Below are 15,516 nucleotides of genomic sequence, written 5' to 3' on the forward strand. Positions count from 1 at the left end.
AGCGCAACGAAACACAGAGAAATATTCTTCTTGGCCACGCCTATGATTGTTGTAGGACAAGATTTCCTCTACCCAGGAATGACTGCCAGCTCACTACAAGAAATTCACAAGATCGAGCGTAGAAGCCATGACCCAAGCGTATGAACCGCTGCGCCTGCACGTCCCTGAACCCTCGGGCCGTCCCGGCTGCAAAACCGATTTTTCCTACCTGCATCTGACCGATGCCGGTACGGTGCGTAAACCCCCAATCGATGTAGAACCGGCTGACACCGCCGACCTGGCCCGTGGCCTGATTCGCGTGCTCGACGATCAGGGCAACGCCCTCGGCCCTTGGGCTGAAAACGTGCCGGTCGAGATCCTGCGCAAAGGCATGCGTGCGATGCTCAAGACGCGCATCTACGACAACCGCATGGTCGTCGCCCAGCGGCAGAAAAAGATGTCGTTCTACATGCAGAGCCTTGGCGAAGAAGCCATCGGCAGTGCTCAGGCGTTGGCGCTGAACATCGATGACATGTGCTTCCCGACCTACCGCCAGCAAAGCATTCTCATGGCCCGCGATGTGCCGCTGGTCGACCTGATCTGTCAGTTGCTGTCCAACGAGCGCGATCCGCTCAAGGGCCGCCAGTTGCCGATCATGTACTCGGTCAAGGACGCCGGTTTCTTCACCATTTCCGGCAACCTCGCCACCCAGTTCATTCAGGGCGTCGGCTGGGGCATGGCCTCGGCGATCAAGGGCGATACGAAAATCGCCTCGGCGTGGATCGGTGACGGCGCCACCGCCGAATCGGACTTCCACACCGCCCTCACCTTCGCCCACGTCTATCGCGCGCCGGTGATCCTCAACGTGGTCAACAACCAGTGGGCGATTTCCACTTTCCAGGCCATCGCTGGCGGTGAAGCCACCACCTTCGCCGGGCGCGGCGTCGGTTGCGGCATCGCCTCGCTGCGGGTCGATGGCAATGATTTCTACGCGGTCTACGCCGCTTCCGCCTGGGCTGCCGAACGCGCCCGGCGCAACCTCGGCCCGACCATGATCGAATGGGTCACCTACCGCGCCGGCCCGCACTCGACCTCCGACGATCCATCGAAATACCGCCCTGCCGATGACTGGAGCCACTTCCCCCTCGGCGATCCGATCGCGCGCCTGAAACAGCACCTGATCAAGGCCGGCCACTGGTCGGAGGAAGAACACGCCGCCGTCAGCGCCGAACTCGAAGCCGAAGTGATTGCCGCGCAGAAACAGGCCGAACAGTACGGCACCCTCGCCGGCGGCCAGATCCCGAGCGCCGCGACCATGTTCGAAGACGTCTACAAAGAGATGCCGGAGCACTTGAAGCGCCAGCGTCAGCAGTTGGGGATCTGACATGAACGATCACAACAACAATATTCAGTTGGAAACCGCCATGACCACGACCACCATGACCATGATCCAGGCCCTGCGCTCGGCCATGGATGTGATGCTAGAGCGCGATGACAACGTCGTCGTCTTCGGGCAGGACGTCGGTTACTTCGGCGGCGTGTTCCGCTGCACCGAAGGCCTGCAGACCAAGTACGGCACCTCGCGGGTGTTCGACGCACCGATATCGGAAAGCGGCATCGTCGGCGTGGCTGTCGGCATGGGCGCTTACGGTTTGCGCCCGGTCGCCGAAATCCAGTTCGCCGACTACGTCTACCCTGCCTCCGACCAGATCATTTCCGAAGCGGCGCGTCTGCGTTATCGCTCCGCTGGCGAGTTCACCGCACCAATGACCCTGCGCATGCCCTGCGGCGGCGGCATCTATGGCGGCCAGACCCACAGCCAGAGCATCGAGGCGATGTTCACTCAGGTCTGCGGTCTGCGCACGGTCATGCCATCCAACCCCTACGACGCCAAAGGCCTGCTGATCGCCTCCATCGAAAACGATGACCCGGTGATCTTCCTTGAGCCGAAACGCCTGTACAACGGCCCGTTCGACGGCCATCACGACCGCCCGGTAACGCCGTGGTCGAAGCACCCGCAAGCCCAGGTGCCTGACGGTTACTACACCGTGCCGCTGGACGTTGCCGCGATCACTCGTCCGGGCAAGGACGTGACGGTGCTGACCTACGGCACCACCGTTTATGTCTCGCAAGTCGCGGCCGAAGAATCCGGCGTCGATGCCGAAGTCATCGACCTGCGCAGCCTGTGGCCGCTGGATCTGGAAACCATCGTCAAGTCGGTGAAGAAAACCGGTCGCTGCGTGGTGGTTCACGAAGCCACGCGCACCTGCGGTTTCGGCGCCGAGCTGGTGTCGCTGGTGCAAGAGCATTGCTTCCATCACCTGGAAGCGCCGATCGAGCGCGTCACCGGTTGGGACACCCCTTACCCGCACGCGCAAGAGTGGGCGTATTTCCCAGGGCCGTCCCGAGTGGGCGCGGCGTTGAAACGGGTCATGGAGGTCTGAATGGGCACGCACGTTATCAAGATGCCGGACATCGGCGAAGGCATCGCAGAAGTAGAACTGTCGCAGTGGCACGTCAAGGTTGGCGACCTGGTGGTTGAAGATCAGGTGCTGGCGGACGTGATGACCGACAAGGCGATGGTCGATATTCCTTCGCCGGTGCACGGGAAAGTGATTGCGCTCGGTGGTCAGCCGGGCGAAGTGATGGCGGTCGGCAGTGTGCTGATCAGCATCGAGGTTGAGGGTGCTGGCAATCTGAAGGAATCGGCCGCGCCTGCTGCCGTCAAAGAAACACCTGTTGCGCCGAAAGTTGAGGCCGTTGTTGAGAGCAAACCTGCTCCAGCCGCCCCGCGTCCGGCTGCGGTTTGCCAGGGCCCGATAGTTGCCCGCGAGGCAGACGAACGCCCCCTCGCCTCGCCGGCCGTGCGCAAACACGCACTGGATCTGGGTATTCAATTGCGTCTGGTGCGCGGTTCCGGCCCGGCCGGTCGTGTGCTGCACGAAGACCTTGAGGCTTATCTGGCGCAAGGTCAGTCGAACGCGTCTGCGCCAGCAGCTGCCGCTTACGCTCAACGCAACGACGAAGAACAGATCCAGGTTATCGGCATGCGGCGCAAGATCGCCCAGCGCATGCAGGACGCCACGCAACGTGCTGCGCACTTCAGCTACGTCGAGGAAATCGACGTCACCGCGATCGAAGAATTGCGCGCGCATCTGAATGAAAAGCACGGCGCCAGCCGTGGCAAGTTGACCTTGCTGCCGTTCCTTGTTCGCGCGCTGGTCGTCGCCTTGCGCGACTTCCCGCAGATGAACGCCCGTTATGACGACGAAGCCCAGGTCATCACTCGCCTCGGCGCGGTGCATGTCGGTGTCGCCACGCAAAGCGATGTCGGCCTGATGGTGCCGGTCGTGCGTCACGCCGAAGCCCGCAGCCTGTGGGACAGTGCCGCCGAAATCTCGCGCCTGGCCAACGCCGCGCGCAATGGCAAGGCCAGCCGCGATGAGCTATCCGGTTCGACCATCACTCTCACCAGCCTCGGCGCATTGGGCGGCATTGTCAGCACGCCGGTGCTGAACCTGCCGGAAGTGGCCATCGTCGGCGTGAACAAAATCGTCGAACGGCCCATGGTGGTCAAAGGCCAAGTAGTGATCCGCAAGATGATGAACCTCTCCAGCTCGTTCGATCACCGCGTGGTCGATGGCATGGACGCGGCACTCTTCATCCGGGCCATCCGTGGCTTGCTCGAACAACCTGCCACTCTGTTTGTGGAGTAATGGAATGCAAGCTTTGAACACCACGCTGCTGATCATCGGCGGCGGCCCTGGCGGTTATGTAACAGCGATTCGTGCCGGGCAATTGGGCATCCCGACTATTTTGGTCGAAGGCCAATCGTTGGGTGGCACTTGCCTGAATATCGGCTGCATTCCGTCGAAAGCGCTGATTCATGTAGCTGAGCAGTTTCACCAGACGCAGCATCACAGCCAGCATTCGGCGTTGGGCATCAATGTTTCCGCGCCGACCCTCGACATCGGCAAAAGCGTCGAATGGAAGGACGGCATCGTTGATCGCCTGACCACCGGCGTCGCTGCGCTGCTGAAGAAGAACAAGGTTCAGGTCATCAATGGCTGGGCGAAGATCATCGACGGCAAGACCGTGGAAGTCGGCGATACGCGCATTCAGTGTGAGCATCTGGTGCTGGCCACCGGTTCGACCAGCGTCAACCTGCCGATCCTGCCGATTGGCGGGCCGATCATCTCCTCCACCGAAGCGCTGGCGCCGACGTCTGTACCGAAACGCCTGATCGTGGTCGGCGGCGGTTACATCGGTCTGGAACTGGGCATCGCTTATCGCAAGCTCGGCGCCGAGGTCAGTGTGGTCGAAGCGCAGGACCGCATCTTGCCCGCTTACGATGCTGAGCTGACGCAACCGGTGCATGACGCCTTGAAGCAGCTTGGCGTGAAGCTGTACCTCAAGCACAGCGTGCTGGGCTTCGATGGCACATTGCAGGTGCGCGATCCCGAGGGTGAAACCTTGAACCTGGAAACCGATCAGGTGCTGGTCGCCGTCGGGCGCAAACCCAACACTCAAGGCTTCAATCTCGAAGCGCTGAATCTGGACATGAACGGTTCGGCGATCAAAATCGACAGCCGCTGCCAGACCAGCATGCGCAACGTCTACGCCATTGGCGACCTCAGCGGCGAACCGATGCTCGCCCACCGCGCCATGGCCCAGGGCGAGATGGTTGCCGAGCTGATCAGTGGCAAGAGCCGAGAATTCAACCCGACCGCGATCGCCGCCGTGTGCTTTACCGACCCGGAACTGGTGGTAGTCGGCAAGACCCCGGACGAGGCCACGGTGGCCGGGCTGGACTGCATCGTTTCCAGCTTCCCGTTCGCCGCCAATGGTCGGGCGATGACCCTGGAATCGAAAAGCGGCTTCGTGCGTGTGGTCGCGCGTCGCGACAACCATGTGATTGTCGGCTGGCAAGCGGTGGGCGTTGGCGTGTCGGAATTGTCGACGGCATTTGCGCAAAGCCTGGAAATGGGCGCGCGGCTGGAAGACATCGGCGGCACCATTCACGCGCACCCGACTTTGGGTGAGGCGGTGCAGGAAGCGGCGTTGCGTGCGTTGGGGCATGCGTTGCATCTGTAGGCCCCTTCGCGAGCAGGCTCGCTCCCACATTTGAAATGCATTCCCCTGTGGGAGCGACGGTGCGACGATTCGACCTGCTCGCGAATTCCTGAGGCCAACACGGTTTATCTGTCGCTCATCCGATAGTCCGGGCTGCGAAACCGCTCAAGAATGAAGTATTGTTGTGCCCATCCAAAAAAACGTCAGAAGCCTTGAACCGTTTCGGCGGTTGTTCAGTGATAGAGGGTGTCATGGGTAACGAAAGCATCAATTGGGACAAGCTGGGTTTTGACTACATCAAGACCGACAAGCGCTATCTGTCGTACTTTCGCGATGGCGAGTGGGACAAAGGCACCCTGACCGAAGATAACGTCCTGCACATCAGCGAAGGCTCGACGGCCCTTCACTATGGCCAGCAGTGCTTCGAAGGTATGAAGGCCTATCGCTGCAAGGACGGCTCGATCAACCTGTTCCGCCCGGACCAGAACGCCCTGCGCATGCAACGCAGCTGCGCGCGTCTGCTGATGCCGACGGTCGACACCGAACAGTTCATCGAAGCCTGCAAAGCCGTAGTCCGCGCCAACGAGCGTTTCATCCCGCCGTACGGCACCGGCGGCGCGCTGTACCTGCGCCCGTTCGTGATCGGCGTCGGTGACAACATCGGCGTTCGCACCGCGCCCGAGTTCATTTTCTCGATTTTCTGCATTCCGGTCGGCGCCTACTTCAAGGGTGGCCTGACCCCGCACAACTTCCAGATCTCCAGCTACGACCGCGCGGCCCCACAAGGCACCGGTGCGGCCAAGGTCGGTGGCAACTACGCCGCCAGCCTGATGCCGGGCTCGAAAGCCAAGAAAGCCAACTTCGCCGACGCGATTTACCTCGATCCGATGACCCACACCAAGATCGAAGAAGTCGGTTCGGCCAACTTCTTCGGGATCACCCACGACAACAAGTTCGTCACCCCGAACTCGCCGTCGGTCCTGCCAGGCATCACCCGCCTGTCGCTGATCGAACTGGCGAAATCGCGTCTGGGCCTGGAAGTGGTCGAAGGCGATGTGCTGATCGACAAACTGGCGGACTTCAAGGAAGCCGGCGCCTGCGGTACCGCAGCGGTTATCACGCCGATTGGCGGCATCAGCTACAACGACCACCTGCATGTGTTCCACAGCGAAACCGAGGTGGGCCCGGTGACCCAGAAGCTCTACAAAGAGCTGACTGGCGTGCAGACCGGCGACATCGAAGCGCCCGCGGGCTGGATCGTCAAGGTTTGATCTGACGACTGCGGATGCTCAAAAGCCCTCCACCGAGTGATTGGTGGGGGGCTTTTTGTTGGGCTGGGCTTTTGTGTCGCGCTGAAGAACGTCACCCCCTCACCCCAGCCCCTCTCCCCCAAGGGGGCGAGGAGGAAAGGGAGCCGACTTGTACGCTTTTCAAAACTTGAGTTCAACCGGGTCATTCAGGCCGATGGCGTTCGCGAGAACAACTCGGTCGGCTCCCTCTTTCAAGCCCAGCGAAATGGAAAGGGTGCAGATCATTGTGTTTTTCTGATCTTGAGTTCAACTCGGTCATTCAGGTCGATGCAGTTCGCGAGAACACCTCGGTCGGCTCCCTCTTTCAAGCCCAGCGAAATGGAAAGGGAGCCGATCATTGTGTTTTTCTGATCTTGAATTCAACTCGGTCATTCAGGTCGATGCAGTTCGCGAGAACACCTCGGCCGGCTCCCTCTCCCTCTGGGAGAGGGCTGGGGTGAGGGTTTGCTTTTGATTTTTAGAGGTAATGCGTTTACCCGTCCGATCGGCAATCCCGCTCGCCTGCCCATTCTGCTGCTTGCCCATCCGCGCCTGGGTGATCAATCCCGGGATCAACTCACCCTCCGGTAGATTCTTCCAGAACCGCACCGGCAGATGCCCCTGCATGACCTTCGGGTTCAACCGCGCCGGATTGAAGATGTGGCTGTAGTAGGTCAACCACAGATCGCCATGGGGGTCGTCGACGTTCTGCGCCAGTTGCTGCCACTCGATCGGGCACTGGCGCTCGTGAATCAATTGCTCGCCGTCGTAGTACACGCCGTCGCGCGGCGTGGCGATCAACCAGCGATGCTGGCCCATGCGTCCGATGAAGTGCTCGCTGGCGCTGTGCAGAATGTCATGCGCCGGTTCGTGCCACGCCACATATTGCGGGCCGGGCAGATCCTTTGGGCGCTCGATGAAACGCACAAAGGCATGCAGATGATGGGCCTCGCGGCTGACCTGCTTGATGCGTCGCTGCAACTCACTGCCAAGCTTGTCGCCGGCCATCATCGCCGTGCGGTCGCCATGGCTGACGCGCCACAGCACTTCATACAACAGGCTCCAGCGTTGCTCGCCGCGATAGCGCGCCGCCTGTTCGAGGGTGTCGAGCAGCGCGCGCGGGATACGCGCCTGAAACGGCCCCTGGCCTTCGGGCACAGGGTCATCACTGGCAAACAGATCCCCCACTCCTTCAGCCGCCCAGCTCACCAGGCTCGGATCGACTTCATGGCTGAGCAACCAGCGCGCCTGTTGGCGCCAGGTATCGAACAGATCATCGCAATCGAGACTGATCATCCCCACAACCCCATCTGCTGCGGCATCGGCCGGTCGCGCAATTGCTGATAGAGCATGTGGCTGGTGACTTCCGCCTGTTGCGGGTGATAGTCGCTGGTGATGATGAACGGCTTGGCCTTGGTCAGCACACAGCGCATCCGCGCCACGTCTTCGTAACGGATCCGCCGCTGACGACGCAGCTCGACCAGGCGTTCGGTGGTGCGCAAGCCAATGCCGGGAATACGTGCGATCAGAGACGCATCGGCACGGTTGAGGTCCAGCGGGAACACCTCGCGATTGTCCAGCGCCCAGGCCAATTTAGGATCGATATCAAGCGCCAGATTGCCCGGGCCCTTGAGCAACTCGTCTGCGCGGTAGCCGTAGCTGCGCAGAAGGAAATCGGCCTGATACAAACGGTGCTCGCGCATCAGCGGCGGCGCCGCGAGGGGCACGCTTTTCGGGCTGTCGGGGATCGGGCTGAACGCCGAGTAATAGACCCGCCGCAGACTGAAGTTGCCATACAGCGATTGGGCGCTGTGCAGGATAGTGCTGTCGTCGGTGTCATCGGCACCGACGATCAGCTGAGTGCTTTGTCCGGCCGGGGCGAACTTCGCCGAGCGCGGCTCGTTCAACACGGTCTGCACGCCGGTGTAGATGGTGTTCATCGCTTGCTTGATCGAGGTAATGTCCTTTTCCGGCGCGAGCGTCTGCAGGCTGGCGTCGGTGGGCAATTCGATGTTGACGCTGAGACGATCAGCGTAACGCCCCGCCTCTTCGATCAAGGCAGGATCGGCTTCCGGAATGGTCTTGAGATGGATATAGCCGCGAAATTCATGTTCTTCACGGAGTAACTTCGCCACCCGCACCAGTTGCTCCATGGTGTAGTCCGCCGAGCGGATGATTCCGGAGCTGAGAAACAGGCCGCTGACACAGTTGCGCCGGTAGAAATCCATGGTCAGCGTGACGACTTCTTCGGGAGTGAAGCGCGCACGCGGCACGTCGCTGGAACGGCGATTGACGCAGTATTGGCAATCGTAAAGGCAGAAGTTGGTCAGCAGGATTTTCAGCAACGACACGCAGCGCCCGTCCGGCGTATAGCTGTGACAGATGCCCATGCCGTCCGTCGAACCGAGCCCGCTCTTGCCCTCGGAGCTGCGCTTGGGCGCACCGCTGCTGGCGCAGGAGGCGTCGTACTTGGCGGCGTCGGCGAGGATGCTGAGCTTGTCGATGATTTGCATGGCACGGACTCTTTACTGTGTGCATATACAGTATAGGCTCGACCGCCATGAAACAAGCCGATGGATGACCCCTCGTCGGCTGCCAGTGAATCCTGTGGGAGCGAGCCTGCTCGCGGAGGATTCGGCACATGGAAAATCATAGTGACTGACACGGCGCCTTCGCGAGCAGGCTCGCTCCCACATTGGGATGGTGGTGACAGTCAGGAAGTATGAAACCCCTCAGAACGCAAAGGCTGCGATCTTTTGATCTGCTGTTCCACGGGCAATTCAACGCCGAACCGCGCACCGAGCTCCTTGCGTCCCAGTGTCGTCAGCGTCAACGCCCGACTGTCCAGATCCTGCGTCACCCATTTGCGCTTCAGCGCCGTTTGCAGCAATGCCGCACCCAGCGAGCCACCGAGATGCGGCCGGCGCATGCTCCAGTCCAGGCACGGGCAGGCAAACTTGCGGCGCAGGGTCGTCAAGTCCTGCACATCGATACCCAGCCCGAGAAACAACGCCTCGCCACTGTCGCTCAGGCGATACGCGTGCTCGTCGGTTTGCACCAGCCAACCGCCTGCAGTCAAGCGGTCATGCAACAACACCGCCAGCGTTCCGGCCATGTGGTCATAGCACGTGCGGGCGAATTGCAGGCGATCCGGGGTGTGCGCCTTGAAGGTCGGCGCGGTGTTCTGGCCGATCACCATCAGCGCTTCCATTGCCTGGGCGACGCGCGTATCGGCCAGGCTGTAATAGCGATGGCGGCCCTGCACATGCAGGCGCACCAAAGCCAGCTCCTTGAGTTTGCTCAGGTGCGCGCTGGCGGTGGAGGCGCTGACGTCGGCGACGGCGGCCAGTTCGGTGCTGGTGCGGGCGTGGCCGTCCATCAGCGAGCAGAGCATTTTCGTTCGCGCCGGTTCGGCGATGGCGGCGGCTACTTGCGAGACGCCGATGTCTTGATGTTCTGCGTGCATAGTTCGCTCCCGAACGAATCGTCGCCTGCAAGGACTGGAGATAGTAGCAACACTTTCTCTGCTGACAAGGCTGCCAACCATGGACCCGCTCCGCGCTGCGACTCACGCCGATCCCTATCCTTATTATTCAGAGCTGCGCGCTGGCGGCGGATTGGTCTTTCATCAGGATTTGCAACTGTGGGTTGCCAGCAGCGCGCGGGCGGTGTGTGCGGTGCTGGCGCATGCCGATTGCCGGGTGCGCCCGGTGCAGGAACCGGTGCCTCCAGCCATTGCACAAGATCCGGCCGGCGAGGTGTTCGGCCGACTGATGCGCATGAATGACGGCGAGCGCCAGCGCTGTCCGCGCTCGGCCATCGAACCGGCGCTGGGGCTGATCAATCAGACCGAGGTATGTGAGCTGGTTGCTGCCCGACTGTTCACAGCGGATGCCGACGGTCTGTACAACGCAATGTTCCGCGGCCCGGTCGCTGTGGTCGCAACGTCGCTCGGTTTCACGCCGGCGCAGAGCCGGACGATCAGCGAGCTGACCGCGGATTTCGTCGCGTGCCTGTCACCTTTGAGCAATGACCTGCAACTCGCCGCCGCGCATGCTGCAGCAACGCAGTTGTGCGGTCATTTCATCGAACTGTTGGCCGATCCCGACATACACAGCGCGCTATTGCAGGGGATCACCCAACGTTTCGAAGGCGATCAGGACACATTGATCGCCAACCTGATCGGCCTGTGCTCGCAGACTTTCGAAGCCTGCGCCGGCCTGATCGGCAATGCGTTGGTAACGTTGCAGCGCCAGCCGGAATTACGCGCAACACCGATAGAGCGTCTGTTGGCGGAAGTTCAGCGCTTCGACCCGCCCGTACAGAACACACGCCGCTTTGTCGCAGCCCCATGCGAAATCGATGGCGTGCGGCTTGAAGCGGGTGATGCTGTTCTGCTGCTGTTGGCCGCGGCCAATCGCGATCCGGCGCTGAATGAACAGCCGGAGCGGTTTCTGCCGGATCGGCCGAATCGGCGCAGTTTCAGTTTTGGCGGCGGCCGGCATGAGTGCCCGGGGCAAGAGCTGGCGATGGCTATCGCCGCTGCGACTTTGAATCAAATCCTTACCAGCGGCCTTGGTCTGAATAGACTGAGCTGGGATTACAGGCCATCGCTCAATGGCCGGGTTCCACTGTTCAACATTAGCGGCGGCTGATGATCAGTCTTCGCGAGCAGGCTCGCTCCGACATTGGCCCAGTGATGAACTCAACATTGTGGGAGCGAGCCTGCTCGCGAGAGGCCCTGCCAGTCACCGCAACTCAGCGGTCAAACCGCCCACTGCAAGATCAACCAGCTGTTCGCCCCGCTGATCAACACAAACAATCCCCACGCCAAGACCCGGGTTGGCCAGCGATTCACAAAGGGCCCCATCAATTGCCGGTCGTTGGTCATGCGGATCAACGGATACAAGGCAAACGGCAGTTGCAGGCTGAGCACCACCTGGCTCAACACCAGCAACTTGCCGATCGCGTTATCGCCCATGAGCCAGACGCCGATGAAAGCTGGAATCAGTGCCAGGCCACGGGTGATCAGGCGTCGCTGCCAGCACGGGATTCGCAGGTTCAGATAGCCCTCCATGATCACTTGCCCGGCGATGGTCCCGGTGAAGGTCGAACTCTGCCCCGAAGCGAGCAACGCCACGCCAAACAACACGCTCGCCAGCGCACCGCCGACCAGCGGATCAAGCAGGTGGTAAGCGTCCTGAATGTCGACCACATCGGTGTGTCCGGACTGGTGAAACGCCGCCGCTGCGAGAATCAGAATCGCCGCGTTGACCAGCAGCGCCAATGCCAACGAACCGATGGTGTCGATGCGCGCCAGTTTCACCGCGTCCTGCTTGCTCGCCAGATCCTTGCCGATCATTCGTGTCTGCACGATCGAGGTGTGCAGATAAAGGTTATGCGGCATCACCGTGGCGCCGAGGATGCCGATGGCCAGATACAGCGGTGCGGCATCACCGATGGCCGCCAGCGAGGGTTTGAAACCCTGCGCCACGTCCGGCCAGTACGGTTTGATCAACAACAGTTCAACGAAGAAACACACGCCGATGGTCGCGACCAGCACCAGCATGATCGCTTCGAGACGGCGGAATCCCCGGTTTTGCAGGGCCAGCACCAGCAGCGTGTCGAAGGCCGTGAGGGCGATGCCAAAGGTCAGCGAACAGCCGAGCAGCAAGTGAAACGCGAGTGCGCAGCCGAGCACTTCGGCGAGGTCGGTGGCGATGATCGAGATTTCCGCCAGCCCCCATTGCAGGCGTGCGGTCGGCGTGCTGTAGCGCTCGCGGGACAGCTGTGCCAGATCGCGCCCGGTGGCGATGCCCAGCCGCGAACACAAACATTGCACGACCATGCCGGCCAGACTCGCCAGCAACACTACGAACAACAGGCTATAGCCAAAACGCGAACCGGCCTCGATCGCGGTGGCCCAGTTGCCCGGGTCCATGTAGCCGATCGACACCAGCAAACCGGGGCCGGCGAAACGCAGAACACGCTTGACGAACGAAGCAGTCGGATCGACCGCGACACTGCCGGCCACTTCCGGCGGGCAAAACGGCGCAGTGGCGATTTTGGGCAAGCTGAATTTCACGCACACATCCAGAAACAAACACAGGAGCCGGGCAGCTTAGTCGTTTCCCCTGATACCTTGAAGCGCAAAGATCGCAGCCTGCGGCAGCTCCTACATGGGTAATGCGATCTTCTGATCTTATTGACTCACGCCCAGCAATTGCTCGCGCAATTCGGGACTGCGTGTTCGCGGATCGAGCCATATAGCAAAAAAAGCCTTGGCAAACTGCGGATCCTCGATTTCGTGCTGCAACCTCTGGCCGACAAAAAACTGCGCGCCCTGCCCCGGCAGATACACGCCGGTAATACGCGTGCCGGCCTGCACATCGACAAACGACTGCTGCATCTGCACCTGCCAATCGGCCAGTTGCGCCGGACTGACGCGGGGGCCGCCGATGCGTTTGATCTCATCGACGCTGGTGCTGACCAGATCATCGCGCGAGATCGTCCGGCGGTAGATCAGCTCCAGTGCAAACGGCTGGCCGTCCGCCAGTGGTCGCGCGGCGCTCCATAGCCGCGCACTGTAGACGTCGAAGCCGAACACGCTGAAATCGCCACTGCCGATGATCTGCGCACCGGGCACGGCGTCTTGCCAGTTGGCCCATGTCGGTGTGAGCAAAAGCGCCCACAAGCCGATGCCACAGCAGCCACGTACGAGCTTCGGTGTTCTGTTCATCGCCGTATCGTCTCCGCTGGGTTCTGATGCTCAAAGCATAGCCGGATTCACGCCTGAGATTTTGTATACAAACTTTGCACACATAGGCAGCAATCTTCTCAGCGCAATGCTAACGTGGCTCACCCTGCCCCGACGGAGACACCCGCGTGCTGATCCTTAAACTGCTGCTGATTCCCGGTTTTCTGCTGCTGATTTCTCTGGCGGGCAAACGCTGGGGGCCGAGCGTGGCCGGGTGGCTGTCGGGATTGCCGGTGGTGGTCGGGCCAATTCTGTTTTTCCTCGCCATCGAACAGGGCCCGCAATTTGCTGCGCAATCCGCCGTGGCGGCGCTGTCGGCAATGTTCGCGATGATCGCGTTCTGCATCACCTATGCGCAGGTCGCGCAGCGGGCGAACTGGCCGTGGGCCTTGATCGTTTCATTGACGGTGTGGGGCGTACTGGCGGCGCTGTTGTCGGTGATTCCGGCGTCCCTGCCGTTCTCGGTGATGGCTGCGGCGGTGGCGCTGCTCGCGTCGCCTTATCTGTTCCCGGTGGTGCAGCCAGTGCTGAACGGGCCAGCTCCGAAGTCGGACAAACTGATCTGGCGAATGATTGCCGGCGCGGCGCTGACGCTGGTGGTGACGATGCTCGCCAGCACGGTTGGCGAACGCTGGAGCGGCCTGCTCGCGGTGTTCCCGGTGCTCGGCAGCGTGATGGCGGTGTTCTCGCAACAGACCCGCGGCCCAGCGTTTACCGCCGCTTTATTGCGCGCAACGGCGACCGGCATGTATTCGTTTTCGGCGTTCTGCCTGGTGTCGGCCTTGACGCTGCCGAGCATGGGCCTGAGCGGGTTCGTGGTGGGTGTGGCGGTGTCAGTGGCGATGCTCGGGGTGACCCGACGTCTGCTGGCGCGGCCAGTGGCCAAGACGCAAGCGCAATAACTGCCCGGACGAATCGCGCTGGAACGCCCGGTATGCTCCGTGGGATGATCGCCCGCCTCGCGCGATCATTTCCCGGAGATTCAGATGTCATTGTTGAGCAAAAAAGCCGTCGTCCTGATGCTGGCGGCCGTCGCCGGTTTCGCTGCGATCAGCGCGCACGCCGCCAAGGAAAAAGTCAAAACCGAGAAGGTCTCGCTGCTCGACGGCAAGTTTGCCTTCGTCCTGCCCAAAGGCTTTGTCGCCGACCCGCTGCCCGCCAGCCCGAGCGGCGCCAAGGGCACGATGTACACCAATCAGGCGACCAAAACCGTGGTCATCGCCGCGGAAAACCAGATCCCCGCGGGGCAGAACGTCAAGGATAACGACGGTGAGTTTCTCGACGGCAGCGTGTCGAGTTTCATCGACGATCAGCGCAAGGCCCTGCCGGACTTCAACAAGCTCAGCGAAAAAAGCCTGACCCAGAAAGGCACCGGCCTGGGCTTGCGTCAGGTTGACAGCACCGCAACGCAGGGCGGTGGCCAGACGCTGAACACCACGCTGCTGGCCGGCTCCGGGACGAAGATGGCGCTGGTGCAGGTGATTTCCCGTGCCAGCGACAAGAAAGCGCACGATGCCTTGATCAAAGCCATCGTCAAGGATTGAGCCGCTGCAACCAGCCATTCAGATCGCGCAATTCGGCCGCACTGATGCTGTGGCCGACGCCCGGATAAGCGTGAAACTCGGGCTGGTAATCGAGCTTCTGCAATAGCGCGTTGGCCTCGGTGCCGTGGCGGTATGGCACCGGATCATCGGCGGTGCCGTGGCCGATAAAAATGCTCAGCGGCAGCGGCGCTTGACCGGGTTTGAGTTCGGCTTTGAGCACCGGCAACAAGCGCCCGCTCAACGCGGCAAACCCGCCGACGGCCGCCGGCGCGCGCAGGCCCACTTCGTAGCTCATCATCGCGCCCTGGCTGAAACCGATGAGGTACACCTTGTCCGGCGCGGCGTGATATTTCTTCGCCGCCTGGGCGATAAAGTCGCGCAGCTTCTGGCCGCTGACCTTCAGATCATCGGTCTCGCCGTTGTAGGCACCGTCGCCCTTCTTGCGAAACCACTGGTAACGTCCTTCGCCCAATGTCATCGGTGCGCGCACGGACAGGTAGTTGTACTGCGCCGGCAGCTGAAATTTCATACCAATCAGATCAGCCTCGTTACTGCCGTAACCGTGCAGGAAAATCACCAGCGGACGCGGCTCGGCATCGGCGTGGACCTGTTCGAGGTATTTGAGCGGCAGATCGGATTGCAGAGTGGTTTGCGCGTGGACGGCGGTGGAGGCGAGCAGCATCAGCAGGGCGAATAGTTTCAGCATGGAGCCTTCCTTCACAGAGTGTCGGGTTCGCGGGGGAGCCTAACATCCTCGGGTAAAGATCCAAATTTTGTGCTGTGGCCGATAGCCCTTTCGCGAGCAGGCTCGCTCCCACAGTTGAAATGCGTTCCTCTGTGGGAGCGAGCCTGCTCGCGAAGAGGCCCGCACATT

At 61.4% G+C, this 15,516-nt stretch carries 14 protein-coding genes; 8 read left to right on the forward strand and 6 right to left on the reverse strand.

The window, feature by feature from the left end; all coding sequences use genetic code 11:
* Positions 1 to 127: 127 nt before the first annotated feature.
* From GXB78_RS18255 to GXB78_RS18275, 5 genes are all read left to right on the forward strand, one after another.
* Positions 128 to 1,363, forward strand: coding sequence for a 3-methyl-2-oxobutanoate dehydrogenase (2-methylpropanoyl-transferring) subunit alpha (locus GXB78_RS18255; protein WP_101162558.1), 1,236 nt, complete (start codon positions 128 to 130; stop codon positions 1,361 to 1,363).
* A 1-nt stretch (position 1,364) separates the two neighbouring features.
* Complete coding sequence (locus tag GXB78_RS18260) at positions 1,365 to 2,423, forward strand: alpha-ketoacid dehydrogenase subunit beta (RefSeq protein WP_003224000.1); 1,059 nt, start codon at positions 1,365 to 1,367, stop codon at positions 2,421 to 2,423.
* Positions 2,424 to 3,695, forward strand: a complete 1,272-nt coding sequence (locus GXB78_RS18265; protein ID WP_329516434.1) for a dihydrolipoamide acetyltransferase family protein — start codon at positions 2,424 to 2,426, stop codon at positions 3,693 to 3,695. It begins immediately after the preceding gene.
* A gap of 4 nt (positions 3,696 to 3,699) precedes the next feature.
* Positions 3,700 to 5,073: a dihydrolipoyl dehydrogenase gene (gene lpdA / locus GXB78_RS18270; RefSeq protein ID WP_329516435.1), complete on the forward strand. Its 1,374-nt coding sequence runs from the start codon at positions 3,700 to 3,702 to the stop codon at positions 5,071 to 5,073.
* Between the two features lie 230 nt (positions 5,074 to 5,303).
* Entirely contained in the window at positions 5,304 to 6,323 is a 1,020-nt protein-coding gene (locus GXB78_RS18275; protein WP_041476992.1) for a branched-chain amino acid aminotransferase, read from the forward strand.
* Between the two features lie 411 nt (positions 6,324 to 6,734).
* Here the strand turns inward: GXB78_RS18275 and GXB78_RS18280 are convergent, their stop codons facing one another.
* The 3 genes from GXB78_RS18280 to GXB78_RS18290 all read right to left on the reverse strand — a co-directional run bounded on the left by GXB78_RS18280 (position 6,735) and on the right by GXB78_RS18290 (position 9,807).
* Positions 6,735 to 7,637, reverse strand: coding sequence for a TIGR03915 family putative DNA repair protein (locus GXB78_RS18280; RefSeq protein WP_329516436.1), 903 nt, complete (start codon positions 7,635 to 7,637; stop codon positions 6,735 to 6,737).
* Positions 7,634 to 8,854, reverse strand: coding sequence for a putative DNA modification/repair radical SAM protein (locus GXB78_RS18285; protein WP_329516437.1), 1,221 nt, complete (start codon positions 8,852 to 8,854; stop codon positions 7,634 to 7,636). The genes GXB78_RS18280 and GXB78_RS18285 overlap by 4 nt, the downstream gene beginning before the upstream one ends.
* Positions 8,855 to 9,054: 200 nt before the next feature.
* Positions 9,055 to 9,807 (reverse strand): ArsR/SmtB family transcription factor, encoded by a 753-nt coding sequence (locus GXB78_RS18290; protein WP_329516438.1) that lies wholly within the window; start codon positions 9,805 to 9,807, stop codon positions 9,055 to 9,057.
* Between the two features lie 79 nt (positions 9,808 to 9,886).
* On the opposite strand from GXB78_RS18290, the gene GXB78_RS18295 reads away from it, so the two are divergent.
* The gene (locus GXB78_RS18295) at positions 9,887 to 10,996 is read left to right on the forward strand and encodes a cytochrome P450 (RefSeq protein WP_329516439.1); all 1,110 of its coding nucleotides are present in this window, start codon (positions 9,887 to 9,889) and stop codon (positions 10,994 to 10,996) included.
* 110 nt (positions 10,997 to 11,106) lie between these two features.
* Here GXB78_RS18295 and GXB78_RS18300 read toward each other — a convergent pair whose 3' ends face one another.
* Complete coding sequence (locus GXB78_RS18300) at positions 11,107 to 12,426, reverse strand: Nramp family divalent metal transporter (protein WP_329516440.1); 1,320 nt, start codon at positions 12,424 to 12,426, stop codon at positions 11,107 to 11,109.
* Positions 12,427 to 12,543: 117 nt separating this feature from the next.
* Positions 12,544 to 13,080, reverse strand: coding sequence for a chalcone isomerase family protein (locus GXB78_RS18305; RefSeq protein ID WP_329516441.1), 537 nt, complete (start codon positions 13,078 to 13,080; stop codon positions 12,544 to 12,546).
* 146 nt (positions 13,081 to 13,226) lie between these two features.
* Between GXB78_RS18305 and GXB78_RS18310 the strand changes: the two genes are divergently transcribed.
* Both GXB78_RS18310 and GXB78_RS18315 read left to right on the forward strand, forming a co-directional pair.
* On the forward strand, positions 13,227 to 14,000 hold the full coding sequence (locus GXB78_RS18310) for a hypothetical protein (protein ID WP_329516442.1): 774 nt from the start codon (positions 13,227 to 13,229) through the stop codon (positions 13,998 to 14,000).
* Positions 14,001 to 14,084: 84 nt separating this feature from the next.
* Positions 14,085 to 14,642, forward strand: coding sequence for a DcrB/PsbP domain-containing protein (locus GXB78_RS18315; RefSeq protein ID WP_329516443.1), 558 nt, complete (start codon positions 14,085 to 14,087; stop codon positions 14,640 to 14,642).
* Here the strand turns inward: GXB78_RS18315 and GXB78_RS18320 are convergent.
* Positions 14,632 to 15,348, reverse strand: coding sequence for an alpha/beta hydrolase (locus tag GXB78_RS18320; RefSeq protein ID WP_329516444.1), 717 nt, complete (start codon positions 15,346 to 15,348; stop codon positions 14,632 to 14,634). The genes GXB78_RS18315 and GXB78_RS18320 overlap by 11 nt on opposite strands.
* Positions 15,349 to 15,516: the final 168 nt, after the last annotated feature.

Source organism: Pseudomonas moraviensis subsp. stanleyae, from assembly GCF_036283065.1.
Classification (GTDB): Bacteria; Pseudomonadota; Gammaproteobacteria; order Pseudomonadales; family Pseudomonadaceae; genus Aquipseudomonas; species Aquipseudomonas stanleyae.

Coding starts and splice junctions, on each gene's coding strand:
- GXB78_RS18275 (WP_041476992.1), top strand. CDS start 5,304: ATGGGTAACGAAAGCATCAATTGGGACAAGCTGGGTTTTGACTACATC.
- GXB78_RS18320 (WP_329516444.1), bottom strand. CDS start 15,348: ATGCTGAAACTATTCGCCCTGCTGATGCTGCTCGCCTCCACCGCCGTC.
- GXB78_RS18255 (WP_101162558.1), top strand. CDS start 128: ATGACCCAAGCGTATGAACCGCTGCGCCTGCACGTCCCTGAACCCTCG.
- GXB78_RS18280 (WP_329516436.1), bottom strand. CDS start 7,637: ATGATCAGTCTCGATTGCGATGATCTGTTCGATACCTGGCGCCAACAG.
- GXB78_RS18315 (WP_329516443.1), top strand. CDS start 14,085: ATGTCATTGTTGAGCAAAAAAGCCGTCGTCCTGATGCTGGCGGCCGTC.
- lpdA (WP_329516435.1), top strand. CDS start 3,700: ATGCAAGCTTTGAACACCACGCTGCTGATCATCGGCGGCGGCCCTGGC.
- GXB78_RS18285 (WP_329516437.1), bottom strand. CDS start 8,854: ATGCAAATCATCGACAAGCTCAGCATCCTCGCCGACGCCGCCAAGTAC.
- GXB78_RS18295 (WP_329516439.1), top strand. CDS start 9,887: ATGGACCCGCTCCGCGCTGCGACTCACGCCGATCCCTATCCTTATTAT.
- GXB78_RS18290 (WP_329516438.1), bottom strand. CDS start 9,807: ATGCACGCAGAACATCAAGACATCGGCGTCTCGCAAGTAGCCGCCGCC.
- GXB78_RS18305 (WP_329516441.1), bottom strand. CDS start 13,080: ATGAACAGAACACCGAAGCTCGTACGTGGCTGCTGTGGCATCGGCTTG.
- GXB78_RS18260 (WP_003224000.1), top strand. CDS start 1,365: ATGAACGATCACAACAACAATATTCAGTTGGAAACCGCCATGACCACG.
- GXB78_RS18265 (WP_329516434.1), top strand. CDS start 2,424: ATGGGCACGCACGTTATCAAGATGCCGGACATCGGCGAAGGCATCGCA.